This window comes from Kitasatospora sp. NPDC001159 (assembly GCF_053598235.1).
The window spans coordinates 61,033-77,164 of record NZ_JBSFJV010000003.1 but is presented as its reverse complement, the minus strand read 5'-3'; the positions used below and the strand labels follow the sequence as shown (position 1 = coordinate 77,164).

Sequence of the window (16,132 nt, the reverse complement as noted above, 5' to 3'; positions counted from 1 at the left end):
AAAACTACGAGAGGGCGTACGGCCGCGCACAGCGGAGAACCCGGCACCCCGCCGGGGGGTGCCGGGTTCTCCGGGACGGATCAGAGCTTGCCCGCCGCCTCGGCGCGCAGGTCGCGGCGCAGCTCCTTGGGCAGCGAGAAGGTCAGGTGCTCCTCGGCGGTCTTGACCGTCTCGACCGTGTCGTAACCGCGCGCGGCCAGGAACTCCAGCACGCCGTCGACCAGGATCTCCGGCACCGAGGCGCCGCTGGTCAGGCCGACCGTGGTGACGCCCTCCAGCCAGGACTCCTGGATCTCCTCGGCGAAGTCCACCAGGTGGGCGGCCTTGGCGCCGTACTCCAGGCCGACCTCGACCAGGCGGACCGAGTTGGAGGAGTTCTTGGAGCCGACCACGATCAGCAGGTCGGTCTCCGGGGCCAGCTGCTTGACCGCGACCTGGCGGTTCTGGGTCGCGTAGCAGATGTCGTCGCTGGGCGGGCTGACCAGCGCCGGGAAGCGCTTCTTCAGCTCGCCGACGGTGGCCATGGTCTCGTCCACCGACAGGGTGGTCTGGGACAGCCAGACCACCTTGGACTCGTCCCGGACCTGCACGTTGGCGACGTCCTCGGCACCGTCCACCAGGTGGATCCGGTCCGGGGCCTCGCCCATGGTGCCGATGACCTCCTCGTGGCCCTCGTGGCCCACCAGCAGGATGTCGAAGTCCTCGTCGGCGAAGCGCACGGCCTCCTTGTGCACCTTGGTGACCAGGGGGCAGGTGGCGTCGACGGTGGCCAGCTTGCCGGCCCGCGCCTCGTCGTGGACGGACGGGGCGACACCGTGCGCGGAGAACACCACGATCGAGCCCTCGGGCACCTCCTCCGTCTCGTCGACGAAGATCGCGCCCTTCTTCTCCAGGGTCTGCACCACGTACTTGTTGTGGACGATCTGCTTGCGGACGTAGATGGGCGCCCCGTACTGCTCCAGGGCCTTCTCCACGGCGATCACGGCGCGGTCGACACCCGCGCAGTAGCCCCGGGGGGCGGCGAGCAGGACACGGCGCTGCGCGGTGTTGGACATGGCTCCATCGTACGGGCGCCCGCGAGCCGCACCGTCCCCGGCGGGCAGCCGCGCCGACGGCGGGCACTTTCCGGTTCGGCGTGCAGGGCGGTACCGCTTCGGGCGTCGACGGGCGCCGATAGCGCCCGAGGTGTCGGCGGGCGCCGCTAGCCTCGTACGCATGGCCAACACCAGCTCCCCCGAAGCCCCGCTCCCGGTCGGCAAGGTCTCCGCGCTGATCGGCGGCTGGATCGACCGGCTCGGCGCGGTGTGGGTAGAGGGTCAGATCACCCAGCTCAGCCGCCGGCCCGGGGCGGGCGTGGTGTTCCTGACCCTGCGCGACCCGCAGGCCGACGTCTCGCTCACGGTGACCTGCTTCCGCTCGGTGTTCGACCAGGTCTCGGACGTGGTGCAGGAGGGCGCGCGGGTCGTCGTGCACGCCAAGCCGGAGTGGTACGCGGCGCGCGGGCAGCTGTCGATGCGGACCTCGGAGATCCGGCCGGTGGGCCTGGGCGAGTTGCTGGCCCGGCTGGAGCAGCTGAAGCGGCGGCTGGCCGGGGAGGGCCTGTTCGCGGCCGAGCGCAAGCAGCGGCTGCCGTTCCTGCCGCAGTGCGTCGGCCTGGTCACCGGGCGCGGCTCGGCGGCAGAGCGGGACGTGCTGGAGAACGCCCGGCGGCGCTGGCCCGCCGTGCGCTTCGAGGTGCGCAACGTCCCGGTGCAGGGGGTCAGCGCGGTGGAGCGGGTCAGCGCGGCCGTGCGGGAGCTGGACGAGCACCCCGAGGTGGACGTGATCATCGTGGCCCGGGGCGGCGGCAGCGTGGAGGACCTGCTGCCGTTCTCGGACGAGGGGCTGGTGCGGCTGGTCGCGGCCGCCCGCACGCCGGTGGTCAGCGCGATCGGGCACGAGCCGGACCAGCCGCTGCTGGACTTCGTCGCCGACCTGCGCGCCTCCACCCCGACCGATGCCGCCAAACGGGTGGTCCCGGACGTCGGCGAGGAGCTGACCAAGGTCCGCCAGCTGCGCGACCGGGCCCGTCGGCACGTACTGGCCCGGGTCGAGCGCGAGCAGCACGGCCTGGACGGGCTGCGCAGCCGCCCGTCGCTGGCCGCACCCCACCGGATGCTGGACGGGCGCGGCCAGGAGGTGGACGGCCTGCTGGAGCGGACCCGGCGCACCCTGCGGACCCGGCTGGACCACGCGCAGAGCGACCTCGGGCACACCTTGGCCCGGGTGATCGCGCTGTCCCCGGCGGCCACCCTGGAGCGCGGCTACGCGGTGCTGCAGCGGGCGGACGGCACGGTGGTGACGGACCCGGCGCAGGTCGCGGCCGGCGAGGGGCTGCACGCCCGGGTGGCCGGCGGCGGCTTCGGCGTCACGGTGGCCGGGGCTCACTTGGCTCAGGCCGCTCACTCGGCTCAGGCCGCTCAGGCCGCTCAGGAGTAGGAGCGCTGCCGGGACAGCGCGGTGGAGTGCTCGCCGAAGCCGAGGCTGCGGTAGAGCGCCTCGCCGCCGCTGCTGGCGTGCAGGTCGATCCGACCGGCCCGGCGGCCGTCGAACCAGTCCAGCAGCGCCTCGGTGCAGGCCCGTGCGTAGCCGCGCAGCCGGTGGTCGGGGTCGGTGCAGATGTTGAAGACGAAGCCGAACAGGCCCTCCGGGTTTCCGGGCGCGGGCAGCCGCCGCTCCAGGGTGCCGACGGCGCAGGCGGCGAGCCGGCCTGGCCGGTCCGGGTCGTCGATCACGAAGGAGGGCATGGTCAGCTCCGCGGCCGGGACAGCGAGGCGCTCGCGCAGCACCCGCTCCGCGGTGGTCTGCCAGGGCCCCGGCCCGGCCAGGGCGGCCGTGCTGGGCATCGCCTCGAACATCAGGTTGCGCAGCCGGACGAGTTCGGGCGCGTCGGCCGGGACGGCGGGTCGTACCTCGGTCATGCGGCGGAGGCTAGCGCCGCGGGCCGACCGGGCGCACCCGGGTTTCGGCCACGACAGGCCTGAAGGGCGTCCCTGTCGGCGCCAGCCCCTACGCTGGCACGCATGGCAGAGCAGCAGGAGCAGCAGGACGCGGCGGCGCCGGCCCCGGACGAGGCGCTGGGCTACGAGCACGCCCGGGACGCGCTGCTGGACGTGGTCCGGCAGCTGGAGAACGGCGGCACCTCCCTGGAGCAGTCGCTGGCGCTGTGGGAGCGCGGCGAGCAGCTGGCGAAGGTCTGCCAGCGCTGGCTGGACGGCGCCCGGGCCCGGCTGGATGCCGCGCTGGCCGCCGAGGAGGGCGGAGCGCCCGACGAGGAGTGACGCGGGTCACAATCGCTTGGGGAATCGTTGAATCTTCACCTATGTTGGAGGAAGTGATCGGCCGCGCCGGTCACTCCGACGAACCCCCTCCCGCATGAGGTGCAGAAGCATGACCACCGACGCCCTGGTACTCGACGCCGCCGCTCAGGACCTGCTGTTCCGCGAGGCCCGCACCGCGAACACCTTCACCGACGAGCCGGTCACCGAGGAGCAGGTCCAGGCCATCTACGACCTGGTCAAGTACGGTCCGACCGCCTTCAACCAGCAGCCGCTGCGCGTCGTCCTGGTCCGCTCCGCCGAGGGCCGCGAGCGCCTCGTCCAGCACATGGCGGACGGCAACAAGGCCAAGACCTCGACCGCGCCGCTGGTCGCCGTCCTGGCCGCGGACAACGAGTTCCACGAGGAACTGCCGACCCAGTTCCCGCATTTCCCGCAGGCCAAGGACGTGTTCTTCTCGGAGCGCGCCGTCCGCGAGCGGTCCGCCGCACTGAACGGCGCTCTGCAGGCCGCCTACTTCATCATCGGCGTGCGCGCCGCCGGCCTGGCCGCCGGCCCGATGACCGGCTACGACGCCGAGGGCATCAACAAGGAGTTCTTCGGCGACGGCGAGCACTCGGTGCTGGCCGTGGTCAACATCGGCAAGCCGGGCGACGACGCCTGGTTCCCGCGCTCCCCGCGCCTGGAGTACGACCAGGTCGTCACCACCGTCTGACCCGCGACGGCAGAACGACGGAGGGCCCGCACCGGTTCGTCCGGTGCGGGCCCTCCGCGTTGCGCGGGGCCCGCTCTACTTCAGCGCCCGGGCCAGCTCGGCCAGCTCCTCGTAGGAGGCGGTGCCGGTGATCACGGTGGTCGCCGAGCCGGTCTGCGCGATCAGCGCGCGGTCCTTCTCGCCCTGGACCCGGTCCCAGGTGCGCCCGGCGGCGTCCGAGGTGCCGTCCGGCTGCCCGCCGGCGACCTTGTCGGCCACCAGCTTCTCGCGCGGCACGTCCGCCTGCTCGACCGCCGCGTACTGGCCGGAGGGCGTCACGAAGCCCAGGTGCCAGGCATTACCCTTGCCGGGGTTCAGATCGGCCGGGGTGTAACTGACCGAGGTGGCCCGCCACTTGTCGGACAGCCCCTCCGGGGCGAGCAGCGGATAGGGTGCGGCACGCTTCGCCGTGGCCGCCGCCACCTTGTACTCGACCACGTGCACCGGGTCACCGTTGGCGTCGTGCGGGAGGAACAGGTACCCGATCCAGACGACGAAACCGACCGCCAGCATCGACAGGACCATGTCCCGTACGGTCTGCCGACCCCTCATGCCCTTGCTCTCTGCAGCCACCCCCACATGGTGACTCATCCACATCCCGGCGGGGCCACCCGGGGTGTCCACGTACGGGTGAAGCCGGACGAACCGGTGCTTTTCGCCACAGGGCGGCGACCCGCGCCACAGACAGTCATCTCGTGGGCAGATACGATCGCATAACCCTCACCACGGCGTTCGACCAGGCAGTAGTCGGGCGCTCACTGGCCGTCGCGTACAGAGAGGTAACGACGATGACCACGCAGTACCCGCACCACCTCCCCAGTGCCCTGGAAGTCGCGCCCGAGGCTCCGGACCGGAACCTCGCGCTCGAACTCGTCCGGGTCACCGAGGCAGCCGCCATGGCCGCCGGCCGATGGGTCGGCCGCGGCGACAAGAACGGCGCGGACGGTGCCGCCGTGAAGGCGATGCGCACCCTCGTCTCGACCGTCTCGATGAACGGCGTGGTCGTCATCGGCGAGGGCGAGAAGGACGAAGCCCCGATGCTCTACAACGGCGAGCGGGTCGGCGACGGCACCGGCGCCGAGTGCGACGTCGCGGTGGACCCGGTGGACGGCACCACGCTGACCGCCAAGGGCATGAACAACGCGGTGGCCGTGCTGGCCGTCGCCGACCGCGGCACCATGTTCGACCCCAGCGCCGTGTTCTACATGGACAAGCTGGTGGCCGGCCCCGAGGCCGCCGAGTTCGTCGACATCACCGCCCCGGCGGCCGTCAACATCCGCCGGGTCGCCAAGGCCAAGGGCAGCGCCGTCGAGGACGTCACCGTGGTCGTGCTCGACCGCCCGCGCCACGACGGCCTGGTCCGGGAGATCCGCGAGGCGGGCGCCCGGATCAAGTTCATCTCCGACGGCGACGTGGCCGGCGCCATCATGGCCGCCCGCGAGGGCACCGGCGTCGACCTGCTGATGGGCGTCGGCGGCACCCCGGAGGGCATCATCGCGGCCTGCGCGATGAAGTGCATGGGCGGCGTGATCCAGGGCCGGCTGTGGCCCAAGGACGACGCCGAGCGGCAGAAGGCCCTCGACGCCGGGCACGACCTGGACCGGGTGCTCACCACCAACGACCTGGTCAGCGGCGAGAACGTGTTCTTCGTCGCCACCGGCATCACCGACGGCGAGCTGCTGCGTGGCGTGCACTACCGCTCGGAGACCGCCACCACCAGCTCGCTGGTGATGCGGTCCAAGAGCGGCACGATCCGCGAGATCAACTCCGTCCACAAGCTGTCCAAGCTGCGGGCCTACAGCGCGATCGACTTCGACCGCGCCAACTGACCCACGCGGAACGGCTTCGGGCCGCGCGCGGCCTCGGCGGAATCCCCCTCCGCCGAGGCCGCGCCCCGTTTCCGACCGCCCTGGAGGGAGCCCCCCGGTCCCGTCTTCGGCCCGCCGTCACCCGGCTATCCGGCTCCGGGCGGTGGTGACCCGGGCCGCCTCGCGCAGCTCCGCGTCCCGCCGACGGCGCCGGGCCAGCACCACCCGCCGCTCGGCGGCCGTCAGTCCGCCCCAGACCCCGTACGGCTCCGGCTGCACCAGCGCGTGCTCGCGGCACTCCAGCAGCACCGGGCACCGGGCGCACACCTGCTTGGCCTGCTCCTCGCGCGACAGCCGGGCCGCCGTCGGCTCCTTGGAGGGCGCGAAGAACAGCCCCGCCTCGTCCCGCCGACAGGCCGCACCGGTGTGCCAGGGATTGTCCTCGCCCGCAGCGGCGCCCACTGCGGTGCCCACGGTGCCACTCGGGGGCTGCGACTGCGGGCGGACGGCCGGACGACGCTCCAACAACTGGGCGGCGGCGACTGGCGAGGCGGGGCGGGACTCGATCGGATGCAGCACGGCCGTACTCCTGACGAGGCTCTCGGACACGGGGAACCTCGCTCCCCTGCCCGGCTGCGAGCCCCCGCTGGTCCAACCCTCCGGACCGGCCGCTTGGGCCGCCTCCGGTGCGCAGCCGTACAAGAAGCGATGTGCGGGATGACCTACCCCACCCGGTCGGGATTCATGCACACTGCACGCAATCGACTACGGAGTGCACTGATCGCAACGCCGAGCGCCCGCCCGGGAGTTGCTCCCCGGCCAGGCACTCGGCAGGTCAACCCCGGCTATTCGGTGCCGAGTTGCTTGCGCACCCACTCCTTGAGCTTCTTGCCCCGGCGCGGCTCGGCGTTGCAACCCCCGAACAGGGCAACGCCCTTGACCCGCACGACCGGAGCGTACGGGTCCGCCGCGGTCTGCTCGCGGACGTCGAACCCGCCGAAGATGCCGACCCCGGAGCCGTGCAGGCTGACGTTCTCCGGCACCCGGACCTCGACCCCGCCGAAGATCGCCGTGACGGTGATCTCCACCTCGGGGGACTCGAACACCGCGTCGGTCAGGTCGATCTCCACCCCGCCGAACATGGTGAACGCGGTCAGGTGCGAGCCGACCCGCCAGCGGCCCTTGCGGGCGGCGCCACCGAAGATCGCCACCACCGACGGCGCCTCCTGGCGCGCGGGCGGCAGCGAGGGCGACGCGGGGGCCGGCGCCGTGGCGTCCAGCGGCGGCTTCTCGAAGGACAGCGGGCGGTGGGTGGGCAGGTCCCGGGTCAGCGGCACCAGGTCACCGAAGGTCTTGGCGGCGTACGCGGCCCCGATCCGCTCGGCGTGCTCGTCCGCGTCCAGCCGACCCTCGGCGTAGGCGTCCCGCAGCAGCTCCGCGACCCGCTCGCGGTCGGCGTCCGAGACCCGCATCTCCGCCTCTGCGACCGGGGCGTGCGATGGCTGCGGCTTGGTCTCGGGCTTGAGCTGGGGCTTGAGTTCGGGCTTGGTCATCGGTACGGGAGCCGGCACGGGCGGCTGCCCCGGATCGTCCTGCGACGGCAAGTTGTCCACGGCCCAAGCCTAGTCGCTCGCACTGCTGCCCGAGTGAGCCCCGTCACGCAAGGCTCACCTGTCCGCATGCGCGCGATCGGCGGGTCCTACCCTGGATGGTGCTTCGCCGACGCAGCCGGATCACTGGACACCTAAGGACCGCCCCGATGGCTCCCACGCCAGACTTCGAGTACAGCGACCTGCTCCCCCTGGGCGCTGACCCGACCCCGTACCGCAAGCTGACCTCCGAGGGTGTCTCCACCTTCGAGACCGGCGGTCGCACCTTCCTCCAGGTCGAGCCCGAGGCGCTGCGGCTGCTCACGGCCGAGGCGATGCACGACATCTCGCACTACCTGCGCCCCGCCCACCTCGCCCAGCTGCGCCGCATCCTGGACGACCCGGAGGCCAGCCCGAACGACCGCTTCGTGGCGCTCGACCTGCTGAAGAACGTCAACATCTCGGCCGGCGGCATCCTGCCGATGTGTCAGGACACCGGCACCGCCATTGTCATGGGCAAGCGCGGCCAGAACGTTCTGACCCAGGGCGGCGACGAGTCCGCGATCGCGCGCGGCGTGTACGACGCGTACACCAAGCTCAACCTGCGCTACTCCCAGATGGCCCCGGTGACCATGTGGGACGAGAAGAACACCGGCAACAACCTGCCGGCCCAGATCGAGCTGTACGCCACCGACGGCGACGCGTACAAGTTCCTGTTCATGGCCAAGGGCGGCGGCTCCGCCAACAAGTCGTACCTGTACCAGGAGACCAAGGCCATCCTGAACGAGGCGAGCATGCTCTCGTTCCTGGAGCAGAAGATCCGCTCGCTCGGCACCGCCGCCTGCCCGCCGTACCACCTGGCCATCGTGATCGGCGGCACCAGCGCCGAGTTCGCGCTCAAGACCGCCAAGTACGCCTCGGCGCACTACCTGGACAACCTGCCGACCTCGGGCAACGCCAAGACCGGCCACGGCTTCCGGGACCTGGAGCTGGAGGCCAAGGTCACCGAGCTGACCCAGAAGATCGGCATCGGCGCCCAGTTCGGCGGCAAGTACTTCTGCCACGACGTGCGCGTGGTCCGACTGCCGCGCCACGGCGCCTCGCTGCCGGTCGCGATGGCCGTCTCCTGCTCCGCCGACCGCCAGGCGCTCGGCAAGATCACCGCCGAGGGCGTGTTCCTGGAGCAGCTGGAGACCGACCCGGCCAAGTACCTGCCGGACACCACCGACGAGCACCTTGACGACGACGTGGTGCGCGTCGACCTCAACCAGCCGATGTCCGCGATCCGTGCCGAGCTCTCCAAGTACCCGGTGAAGACCCGGCTCTCGCTCACCGGCACCCTGGTGGTCGCCCGCGACATCGCCCACGCCAAGATCAAGGAGCGCCTGGACGCCGGCGAGGGCATGCCCAAGTACCTCCAGGACCACCCGGTCTACTACGCCGGCCCGGCCAAGACCCCCGAGGGCTACGCCTCCGGCTCCTTCGGCCCGACCACGGCCGGCCGGATGGACTCCTACGTCGACCAGTTCCAGGCCGCCGGCGGCTCGATGGTCATGCTCGCCAAGGGCAACCGCAGCAAGCAGGTCACCGACGCCTGCGCCACGCACGGCGGCTTCTACCTCGGCTCCATCGGCGGCCCGGCCGCCCGCCTCGCCCAGGACTGCATCAAGAAGGTCGAGGTGCTGGAGTACGCCGAACTCGGCATGGAGGCCGTCTGGCGCATCGAGGTCGAGGACTTCCCGGCCTTCATCGTCGTCGACGACAAGGGCAACGACTTCTTCCGCGAGACCACCGAGGGCCCGCTGATCACCAACCTGCGGATCCGCTCCAGGGAGTAGCCGCTACCCGACCCTTGGCCGCCCCGGTCGCGCATGCCGCGACCGGGGCGTCTTACATAGCCGCAATACCGTGGCAGGCGGTACGTAAAACTCGTACCATCGTGGTACCGAAACCAGGGACGAGCATGGAGGGCATGGCGATGGCGATCAGCGCGAGCGAGGCACGCACCCAACTCTTCCCGTTGATCAAGAAGGTCAACGACGACCACGCCCCGATAAGAATCACCTCAAAGAGCGGGGACGCGGTCCTCATGTCCGCCGAGGACTACGACTCGTGGCAGGAGACGATCTATCTCCTGCGCTCTCCCGCCAACGCCCAGCGACTCATGGCAGCTGTCGCCCGCGACAAGGCCGGCCACCCCGGCCTCACCAGGACCCTGGAGGAACTGGAAGCTCTGGCAGGTGAGGTGTGAGGAGTGTCCGCTTCGACCCGGACGCTTGGGAGGACTTCCTCTTCTGGCTCGGGTCGAACCGGAAGATGGCTCAGCGGATCACCCGCCTGATCGGTGAGACTCAGCGCGACCCGTTCGGCGGGATCGGTAAGCCCGAACCCCTGAAGGGCGACCTGGCCGGCTACTGGTCGCGCCGGATAGACGACGAACACCGCCTGGTGTACCGGGCCGACGAGAAGGAAGTGATGATCCTCAAGGCTCGTTACCACTACCAGTAGCATCCGCAAGCCCTTCAACCGCCCCGGTCGCACACCCAGACTGGGGCGGTTTCGCTGCCCGTTTCACGCGTCGAAGTCGTACTCCAGGACGTAGGAGGCGGCGTCGAGGATCATCTCGTTGAGCTCGACGACCTGCCCCTCGTCTGCGAAAGCGGTGCGGCAGATCAGGATGACCGGGGTACCCGCGGAGAGTTCGAGGCGGGCGGCCTCCTCGGCGCCGGGCATGCGGGAGCGGACCTCCTCGCGGAAGTGGACGGGCTTGGCGCCGATCTCGGCCAGCCGGGCGTAGGTGCCGCCGGGGCCGGTGTCCTCGCGGGTTATGGCGGTGCCCGCGACCAGTACGGCGGGCAGGTAGGAAGTGGAGAGCAGCACCGGCTTGCCGTCCAGGACGAACCGGCGGTGCCGTACGCACATCGGCGCACCCGGATCCACTCCCAGCACCCGGGCCACGTGCTCGGGCGCGCCCTGCTCGGTGACGGACACCTGGTCGACCACCAGGCTGCGATTGTCGATGTCCGCCGACCATATCGACCGGCCGGAGCCCCACTGCCCCTGCGCCAGCCGCTGGATGCCGCGCCGGCGCAGCGGCCGGAAGTCCCGGACGAACACCCCCGCGCCCCGGCGGGCCTCCGCGATGCCCTCGCTCTGCAGCACCCCGAGCGCCTGGCGGGCGGTCATCCGGGCCACGCCGTACTCGTCCATGAGGTCGTTCTCACCGGGCAGCCGGTCGCCCGCGCGGTAGCGGCCGTCGTCGATGGCCGCCCTCAGGGAGTCCGCGATCCGCTGGTACTTGGGCTGTTTGTCGCCACCGCTGCTGGTCATCGCCGCTCCCTCTCCCTCGGACAAATCCTAGGCGCGCCCGCGGCCGCCGGTAAGGAGATACGACCGTTGACATCTCTAGAGATATTAGCTTCTCTAGAGATGCTGGCCAGTCGCGCACGAGAGCGAGGAGCAGCACGGTGAGCACCCGACAGCGCAACGCCCCGGCCTACCGGCCGCAGGCGGGTGAACTCGTCCTCGACCGGAGGACCGGACGCACCGGCATCTACATGGACACCATCGGCGGCGAGCACTACCTGCGCCCCGAGGGCGGCGGCCGCGAATGGACCGCCGAACCGCATCACGTCTCGCCCGCGCCGAGGCCCCGCGATTCAGCTGAATGAGATCAGCACCGGGAATTGCGGAAAAATCCACGCAAACCATGTCATTCGGGTCCGGGGCAATCCCCCCGGTGAATCCGGAATTCCGGAACGCCGTGCACCCGCCGCCGGGCACGTTACGGATGACGCCGGTCACCATGCGTGCACCACGGACGGGAATCGGCCACCGGGATGGACCCGCACACGAATTGGCGCGCACATAACCAACAGTGCCCCCGCGCCCGGACGGGGGCACGGGGGCACTCGGTCGGCACGGCTTACGGGTGGCCGCCGACGACGCTCTCCGGCTTGCGCGGGCTACCCGGCTCGCCGGCGGCCGGCTGGGCGGGCTCCTCGATGTACTGGCCCTCGTCACCGAACGGGCCGTTCTCGAACGCGTTCTTCTCCGCGTCGGTCGGCGCGGCGTACTCGGTCGGGTTCGAGGACGCGGCCACCGCGCCCTCGACAGCCTTGCCCGCCTCCACAGCGGCGGCCGGGGCCTCGGTCTTCGTCCCGTTCTCGGGCGTCGACGCCACCGGGGTCTCGCTCTGGTCGTTGGCCATTGGGCGGCCGCCTTTCGGTCATCAATTGTGTCCAGCCCGGCCTCTGTGGCGCGGGCGCGGGGACAGTATCGTAAGGTTGATTAAATGTCCGATAAACATCGTGCGGCTTGCGGCGCCGTCCGGCAGAGTCGGGCGCCCGCCTAAGCTGAACCACCGCGGCGGACCGCCGAGCGCCCTTTCACGGAATCGACACCACAGGCCATCGGGGGACCTCATGGAGTTTCGGGAGACGCCGCAGAGCTCTGCGCTGCGCTTCCAAGTCCTCGGTCCGGTCCAGGCCTGGCTCGACGGCAGACCCCTCTCCCTCGGCTCCCCCCAGCAGCAGGCTGTTCTGACCGCCCTCCTGCTGCACTCCGGCCGCCCGGTCACCACCCAGGACCTGGTCGACGCCCTGTGGGGCGACCGCCCGCCGACCCAGGCCGTCGCCGCGCTGCGCACCTACGTCTCCCGTCTACGCTCCGTCATCGAGCCCCGGCGTGAGGTTCGTCGACCCGCCGAACTGCTGGTATCGGTCGCCGACGGCTACGCCCTGCGCATCCCGGGTGAGGCCCTCGACCTGGCGGTCTTCGAGCGGCTCTCCGCCGAGGCCGCAGCGGCCCGCACCTCGGGCGACAAACGCGAAGCACACCGGCTGCTCGTTCAGGCTCTGGACCTGTTCAGCGGCCGTCCGCTCACCGGCATCCCCGGCCCCTACGCCGACGCCCAGCGGCTGCGGCTCGCCGAACGCCAGGTGGCCGCCGCCGAGGAGTTGTGCGCCGCCGCCCTCGAGATCGGTCTGCACGCCGAGATCGTCGGCGAACTCAACAACCTGACGGCCGAACACCCGCTGCGCGAGCGCCTGCGCGAACTGCTGATGCTGGCGCTGTACCGCTGCGGGCGCCAGGCCGAGGCGCTCGGCGTCTACACCGACACCCGCAAGCTGCTCATCGAGGAACTCGGAGTCGAACCCGGCACCGGCCTGTCCAGGATGCACACCCGCATCCTCGCCGCCGACCCTGAGCTCGTCCTCCCCGCCGTACCCGCCCCCGCCGCCCGCGAGGACGGTCCGGTCGCACGTCCGGCCCCGGCCCAACTCCCCGCCGACGTCTCCGACTTCAGCGGCCGATCGGAGCTGGTGGGCGACCTCTCCGCAGTCCTGATGAACGCCACCGGCCAAGCCGTGGTGGTCACCTCGCTGGCCGGCATCGGCGGGGTCGGCAAGACCACCCTCGCAGTCCATGTCGCCCACCGTGTCCGCGCCGAATTCCCGGACGGGCAGCTGTACGTCGACCTGCGCGGAGCCGGCGTCTCGCCGGCCGACCCGGTGGTCGTCCTGGGCGACTTCCTGCACGCGCTCGGCGTCACCGAGAGCCCCGACTCGCTGGAACAGCGTGCCGCCCTCTACCGGTCCCTGCTCGCCAACCGCCGGATGCTGATCCTGCTCGACAACGCACGCGACGCCGAGCAAATCCAGTCGCTCATCCCCGGCGTCTCCGGCTGCGCCGTGCTCGCCACCAGCCGCTCCCGGTTGGCCGGCATCCCCGGCGCCCAGCTGTTCGACGTCGAGGAGCTGACCCCCAACGAGGCGCTGGCGCTGTTCTCGGCCATCGTCGGCGAGCAGCGGGTCGCCGCCGAGCCGGAGGCGGCCATGAAAGTGGTCACCGCCTGCGGCTTCCTCCCGCTGGCCGTCCGGATCGCCGCCGCCCGGCTGGCCAGCCGCCCGCGCTGGAGCGTCTCCGACCTGGCCAGTCGGTTAGCCGACCAACGACGGCGACTGGACGAACTCCAGCTCGGCAACCTCGCCGTGGAGACGACCATCGGGCTCGGCTACGGACAGCTGTCCGCGGCCGAGGCCCGCGCCTTTCGGATGCTCGCCCTGATCGACTCCCCCGACATCCCGCTGGCGGCAGCGGCCGCGCTGCTCGGCGTGGACGAGTACATCGCCGAGGACCTCGCCGAGGCCCTGGTCGAGGCGAACATGCTGGAGTGCTTCACCCCTGGCCGTTACCGCTACCACGACCTGCTCCGCCTCTACGCCCAGCGGCAGAACGAGCGGATCGGCGACACCGAGGAGCAAGAGCGGGCAGTCATGCGGCTGCTCGACCTACTCATCCCGACCGTCCGCAACGCGGCACAGGTCATCGAGCCGGACGACCTGCTGCCGGAACTGTTGACCGCGCTCACCTCTCCGGGCCTCGACCTACCGACGAGCCAGGCCGCACAGGACTGGCTCCGGACCGAGGGTGCCCTGCTGCTCAGCGCCTCCGAGGCCGCCGCGACCGGCCCCGGCACGCTACAGCGCGCGGCCGTCGACCTGCTGACCTACCTGTTCAGCATCGACCCGGATCCGACCCGCGGTCCGCGTGTGGTCCCGCTCCTGGAGGCTATCGGCGAGGACGCCCAGCGCCGTGACGATTCGCCCGGGATCGCCCGGGTGTACTTCGCGCTCGGCACCCTGCAGTCCGTCACCAGCGACTTCCAGGGCTCCGAGCAGTCCCTCCGCCGAAGCTTGGACCACCAGGCGTCGGACGAGCCGACCGTCCTACTGCTGGCCACGGCCAACATGCTGGGCGTGATCCTGAACGTGGGCAACCGTCCTGCCGAGGCCCTGGGATTCCTCGAACAGGCCCGCGCCACCAGCCAGGCCGTCGGCGCACCGATCCTTGAGGCGCGGGTCGTCAGCAACATGGCCCGGGTGCAGCACCGGCTCGGCATGGCCGAAACTGCGGTCCAGTCCGCCAGCGAAGGTGTCGCCGCAGCGCGGGAGTCCAAGAACGGCCCGCTACTCGCCCAGACGCTCTACCAGCTCGGTGTGGTGCTCTCCTCCACCCACGACCCCGGGGCCGCCGTCGAGTCCCTGCGCGAGGCCCACCAGCTCTACCAGTCCCAGCGAAACCCCCTCTGGGAGGGTTACGCCCTGGCCCGCCTGGCCTCCGCCCTGCTGACCGCCGAGCAGCACACCGAGGCCGCCGAGGCCGCCGGCGCGTCGCTGGCGATCGCCCAGGAGATGGACTTCGCCTACTGCCAAGGCCTGGCCAACGCCGCCCTCGGCGAGGCGCTGCTCGCCCTGGCCCAGCCGGCCCGCGGGCTCGCCTGTCTCCAGGAGGCGCACGCGATCTTCACGCGGCTCGGTGTGCCAGAGGCCTCCCCCGTGGCGGACCTCATCTCCCGACAGCACACCGAGCCCTTCTCTTCTCCCCCCGCGCCGTAAGGCCTCCGCCCCCCAGCGGAGCACCTCCCCCGATCCGCGCGTCGGCGCTCCCGCAGCCCCCCGGCTGCGGGAGCGCCCTCAACGCTTCCCCGGCGCTGGACTCAACTCTGCACCCAACCGATTGACGTTCGATAAACGTCTGATTGTCAGCCTGCGGACCGGCGAAACCGCAGGTCAGCGCCGCCACCCCGGCGCGTCGTCCGGCGCGCGGGCCCGGCGCACCACCCTCGCCCGCACCGCAGTGCTTCCGAGAAGCTAGCCCACATCGGCCCAAGCATGACGAGTTGGCTGGAAAGGGACCCCATGACGCAGTGATCACGCATATTCTCAGATGCCAGTGCGCACACGAGTGTCCGCCGGCAACGTGTCGGGGTGCAGTGCGTCTGTGTGATGCGGGGAGCGTGACGTACCGCCACCGGCAGCGGCCGCGAGGCTGCGGAGGAGCCGACCGGAGGCCACGGGTGGAAGGGTGCCTCTCAACGTGACGACCGGACAGATATCGGACTCGTTCCCCGTCGGCGAGGACGCCGGCGACGACGAACCCGACGTGCGGCGGCGCCGTGCGACGCGGGCCCTGCAGGCGGTCGCCTTCGACACCATCGGCGCCGGGTACGGCGAGGCCTTCCCGGCCAAGGACGGGCAGCTGGAGTGCGGGAAGCGGCTGCTCGCCGCACTCGAACCCGGGGCCCGGGTGCTGGACGTGGGCTGCGGCACCGGCGAGCCGACCGTCCGCCAGCTGACCGCCGGCGGGCTGCGGGTGACCGGGGTGGACCTCTCGGACGTGATGCTCGCGCTGGCCCGCCGGGCGAACCACCCCGGCCCGTGCCCGCCCGATTTCCATCGGATCGACCTGTACGATCTGGCCACCGAGCGCGCCGACCGGGTCTGGGGCGCCCCCGGCCTCGGTCCGGAGGGCCACGGCGGCTTCGCCGCCGTCACCGCGTTCTTCTCGCTGATCCTGCTGCCGCAGGACGAGATCCCGACCGCGCTCGGTCGGCTGCGCGAACTCCTGCGGCCGGGCGGACTGCTGGCACTCGGTATGGTCGAGGCCGACCTGGATCACGTTCCGCTTCCGTTCCTTGGCAGAGAGCTGCGGATCAGTGGGTATCTGAGGGAGGATCTGGAACGGGTTCTGGTCGCGGCCGGTTTCGCCGTCGAGGAGTGCTCGGGGCATCCGTACGCGCCGGCCAGCACCACGCTGCCGCCGGAGGAACAGCTGTTCCTGTGCTGTCGACGCGTCGGCTGATCAACCGATCGACGAGCA

General features: G+C 71.3%; 17 protein-coding genes. 10 read left to right on the top strand and 7 right to left on the bottom strand.

Features of this window, described 5'->3' with window-relative positions:
• Window positions 1-80: 80 nt before the first annotated feature.
• Window positions 81-1,055, bottom strand: a complete 975-nt coding sequence (locus ACWC9T_RS02860; RefSeq protein ID WP_449819257.1) for a 4-hydroxy-3-methylbut-2-enyl diphosphate reductase — start codon at window positions 1,053-1,055, stop codon at window positions 81-83.
• A 160-nt stretch (window positions 1,056-1,215) separates the two neighbouring features.
• Here ACWC9T_RS02860 and xseA point away from each other — a divergent pair, with 160 nt between their 5' ends.
• The gene (gene xseA, locus ACWC9T_RS02855) at window positions 1,216-2,478 is read left to right on the top strand and encodes an exodeoxyribonuclease VII large subunit (RefSeq protein WP_449819256.1); all 1,263 of its coding nucleotides are present in this window, start codon (window positions 1,216-1,218) and stop codon (window positions 2,476-2,478) included.
• Here xseA and ACWC9T_RS02850 read toward each other — a convergent pair.
• Window positions 2,469-2,960 (bottom strand): GNAT family N-acetyltransferase, encoded by a 492-nt coding sequence (locus ACWC9T_RS02850; protein WP_449819255.1) that lies wholly within the window; start codon window positions 2,958-2,960, stop codon window positions 2,469-2,471. The genes xseA and ACWC9T_RS02850 overlap by 10 nt on opposite strands.
• Window positions 2,961-3,062: 102 nt before the next feature.
• Here ACWC9T_RS02850 and ACWC9T_RS02845 point away from each other — a divergent pair, with 102 nt between their 5' ends.
• Both ACWC9T_RS02845 and ACWC9T_RS02840 read left to right on the top strand, forming a co-directional pair.
• Window positions 3,063-3,320: an exodeoxyribonuclease VII small subunit gene (locus tag ACWC9T_RS02845; RefSeq protein ID WP_449819254.1), complete on the top strand. Its 258-nt coding sequence runs from the start codon at window positions 3,063-3,065 to the stop codon at window positions 3,318-3,320.
• A 109-nt stretch (window positions 3,321-3,429) separates the two neighbouring features.
• Window positions 3,430-4,032 carry a malonic semialdehyde reductase gene (locus ACWC9T_RS02840; protein WP_449819253.1) on the top strand — a complete coding sequence of 201 codons (603 nt, stop codon included), beginning with the start codon at window positions 3,430-3,432 and terminating at the stop codon, window positions 4,030-4,032.
• A 75-nt stretch (window positions 4,033-4,107) separates the two neighbouring features.
• Here ACWC9T_RS02840 and ACWC9T_RS02835 read toward each other — a convergent pair whose 3' ends face one another.
• Window positions 4,108-4,644 (bottom strand): DUF4245 domain-containing protein, encoded by a 537-nt coding sequence (locus tag ACWC9T_RS02835; RefSeq protein WP_449819252.1) that lies wholly within the window; start codon window positions 4,642-4,644, stop codon window positions 4,108-4,110.
• A 215-nt stretch (window positions 4,645-4,859) separates the two neighbouring features.
• On the opposite strand from ACWC9T_RS02835, the gene glpX reads away from it, so the two are divergent.
• Window positions 4,860-5,900, top strand: coding sequence for a class II fructose-bisphosphatase (gene glpX / locus ACWC9T_RS02830; protein ID WP_033347645.1), 1,041 nt, complete (start codon window positions 4,860-4,862; stop codon window positions 5,898-5,900).
• 117 nt (window positions 5,901-6,017) lie between these two features.
• On the opposite strand, the gene ACWC9T_RS02825 is transcribed toward glpX, so the two are convergent.
• Together ACWC9T_RS02825 and ACWC9T_RS02820 are read right to left on the bottom strand one after the other, a co-directional pair.
• Window positions 6,018-6,353 carry a WhiB family transcriptional regulator gene (locus tag ACWC9T_RS02825; protein WP_449819347.1) on the bottom strand — a complete coding sequence of 112 codons (336 nt, stop codon included), beginning with the start codon at window positions 6,351-6,353 and terminating at the stop codon, window positions 6,018-6,020.
• 371 nt (window positions 6,354-6,724) lie between these two features.
• Window positions 6,725-7,492: a DUF1707 domain-containing protein gene (locus ACWC9T_RS02820; RefSeq protein WP_449819251.1), complete on the bottom strand. Its 768-nt coding sequence runs from the start codon at window positions 7,490-7,492 to the stop codon at window positions 6,725-6,727.
• Window positions 7,493-7,638: 146 nt separating this feature from the next.
• Between ACWC9T_RS02820 and ACWC9T_RS02815 the strand changes: the two genes are divergently transcribed.
• The 3 genes from ACWC9T_RS02815 to ACWC9T_RS02805 all read left to right on the top strand — a co-directional run bounded on the left by ACWC9T_RS02815 (window position 7,639) and on the right by ACWC9T_RS02805 (window position 9,976).
• Window positions 7,639-9,306 (top strand): fumarate hydratase, encoded by a 1,668-nt coding sequence (locus ACWC9T_RS02815; protein WP_449819250.1) that lies wholly within the window; start codon window positions 7,639-7,641, stop codon window positions 9,304-9,306.
• Between the two features lie 140 nt (window positions 9,307-9,446).
• The gene (locus ACWC9T_RS02810; RefSeq protein WP_355671070.1) at window positions 9,447-9,719 is read left to right on the top strand and encodes a type II toxin-antitoxin system Phd/YefM family antitoxin; all 273 of its coding nucleotides are present in this window, start codon (window positions 9,447-9,449) and stop codon (window positions 9,717-9,719) included.
• On the top strand, window positions 9,716-9,976 hold the full coding sequence (locus ACWC9T_RS02805) for a Txe/YoeB family addiction module toxin (RefSeq protein ID WP_449819249.1): 261 nt from the start codon (window positions 9,716-9,718) through the stop codon (window positions 9,974-9,976). Before ACWC9T_RS02810 ends, ACWC9T_RS02805 begins: the two co-directional genes overlap by 4 nt.
• A gap of 63 nt (window positions 9,977-10,039) precedes the next feature.
• Here ACWC9T_RS02805 and ACWC9T_RS02800 read toward each other — a convergent pair whose 3' ends face one another.
• Window positions 10,040-10,798: a GntR family transcriptional regulator gene (locus ACWC9T_RS02800; protein ID WP_449819248.1), complete on the bottom strand. Its 759-nt coding sequence runs from the start codon at window positions 10,796-10,798 to the stop codon at window positions 10,040-10,042.
• A 137-nt stretch (window positions 10,799-10,935) separates the two neighbouring features.
• Between ACWC9T_RS02800 and ACWC9T_RS02795 the strand changes: the two genes are divergently transcribed.
• On the top strand, window positions 10,936-11,139 hold the full coding sequence (locus ACWC9T_RS02795; RefSeq protein WP_449819247.1) for a hypothetical protein: 204 nt from the start codon (window positions 10,936-10,938) through the stop codon (window positions 11,137-11,139).
• A gap of 254 nt (window positions 11,140-11,393) precedes the next feature.
• Here ACWC9T_RS02795 and ACWC9T_RS02790 read toward each other — a convergent pair whose 3' ends face one another.
• The gene (locus tag ACWC9T_RS02790) at window positions 11,394-11,678 is read right to left on the bottom strand and encodes a hypothetical protein (protein ID WP_449819246.1); all 285 of its coding nucleotides are present in this window, start codon (window positions 11,676-11,678) and stop codon (window positions 11,394-11,396) included.
• A gap of 214 nt (window positions 11,679-11,892) precedes the next feature.
• Between ACWC9T_RS02790 and ACWC9T_RS02785 the strand changes: the two genes are divergently transcribed.
• Both ACWC9T_RS02785 and ACWC9T_RS02780 read left to right on the top strand, forming a co-directional pair.
• The gene (locus ACWC9T_RS02785; protein ID WP_449819245.1) at window positions 11,893-14,868 is read left to right on the top strand and encodes a BTAD domain-containing putative transcriptional regulator; all 2,976 of its coding nucleotides are present in this window, start codon (window positions 11,893-11,895) and stop codon (window positions 14,866-14,868) included.
• 481 nt (window positions 14,869-15,349) lie between these two features.
• A complete protein-coding gene (locus ACWC9T_RS02780) occupies window positions 15,350-16,114 on the top strand; it encodes a class I SAM-dependent methyltransferase (protein WP_449819244.1) in 765 nt (254 codons plus the stop codon).
• The last annotated feature ends 18 nt before the right edge of the window (window positions 16,115-16,132 follow it).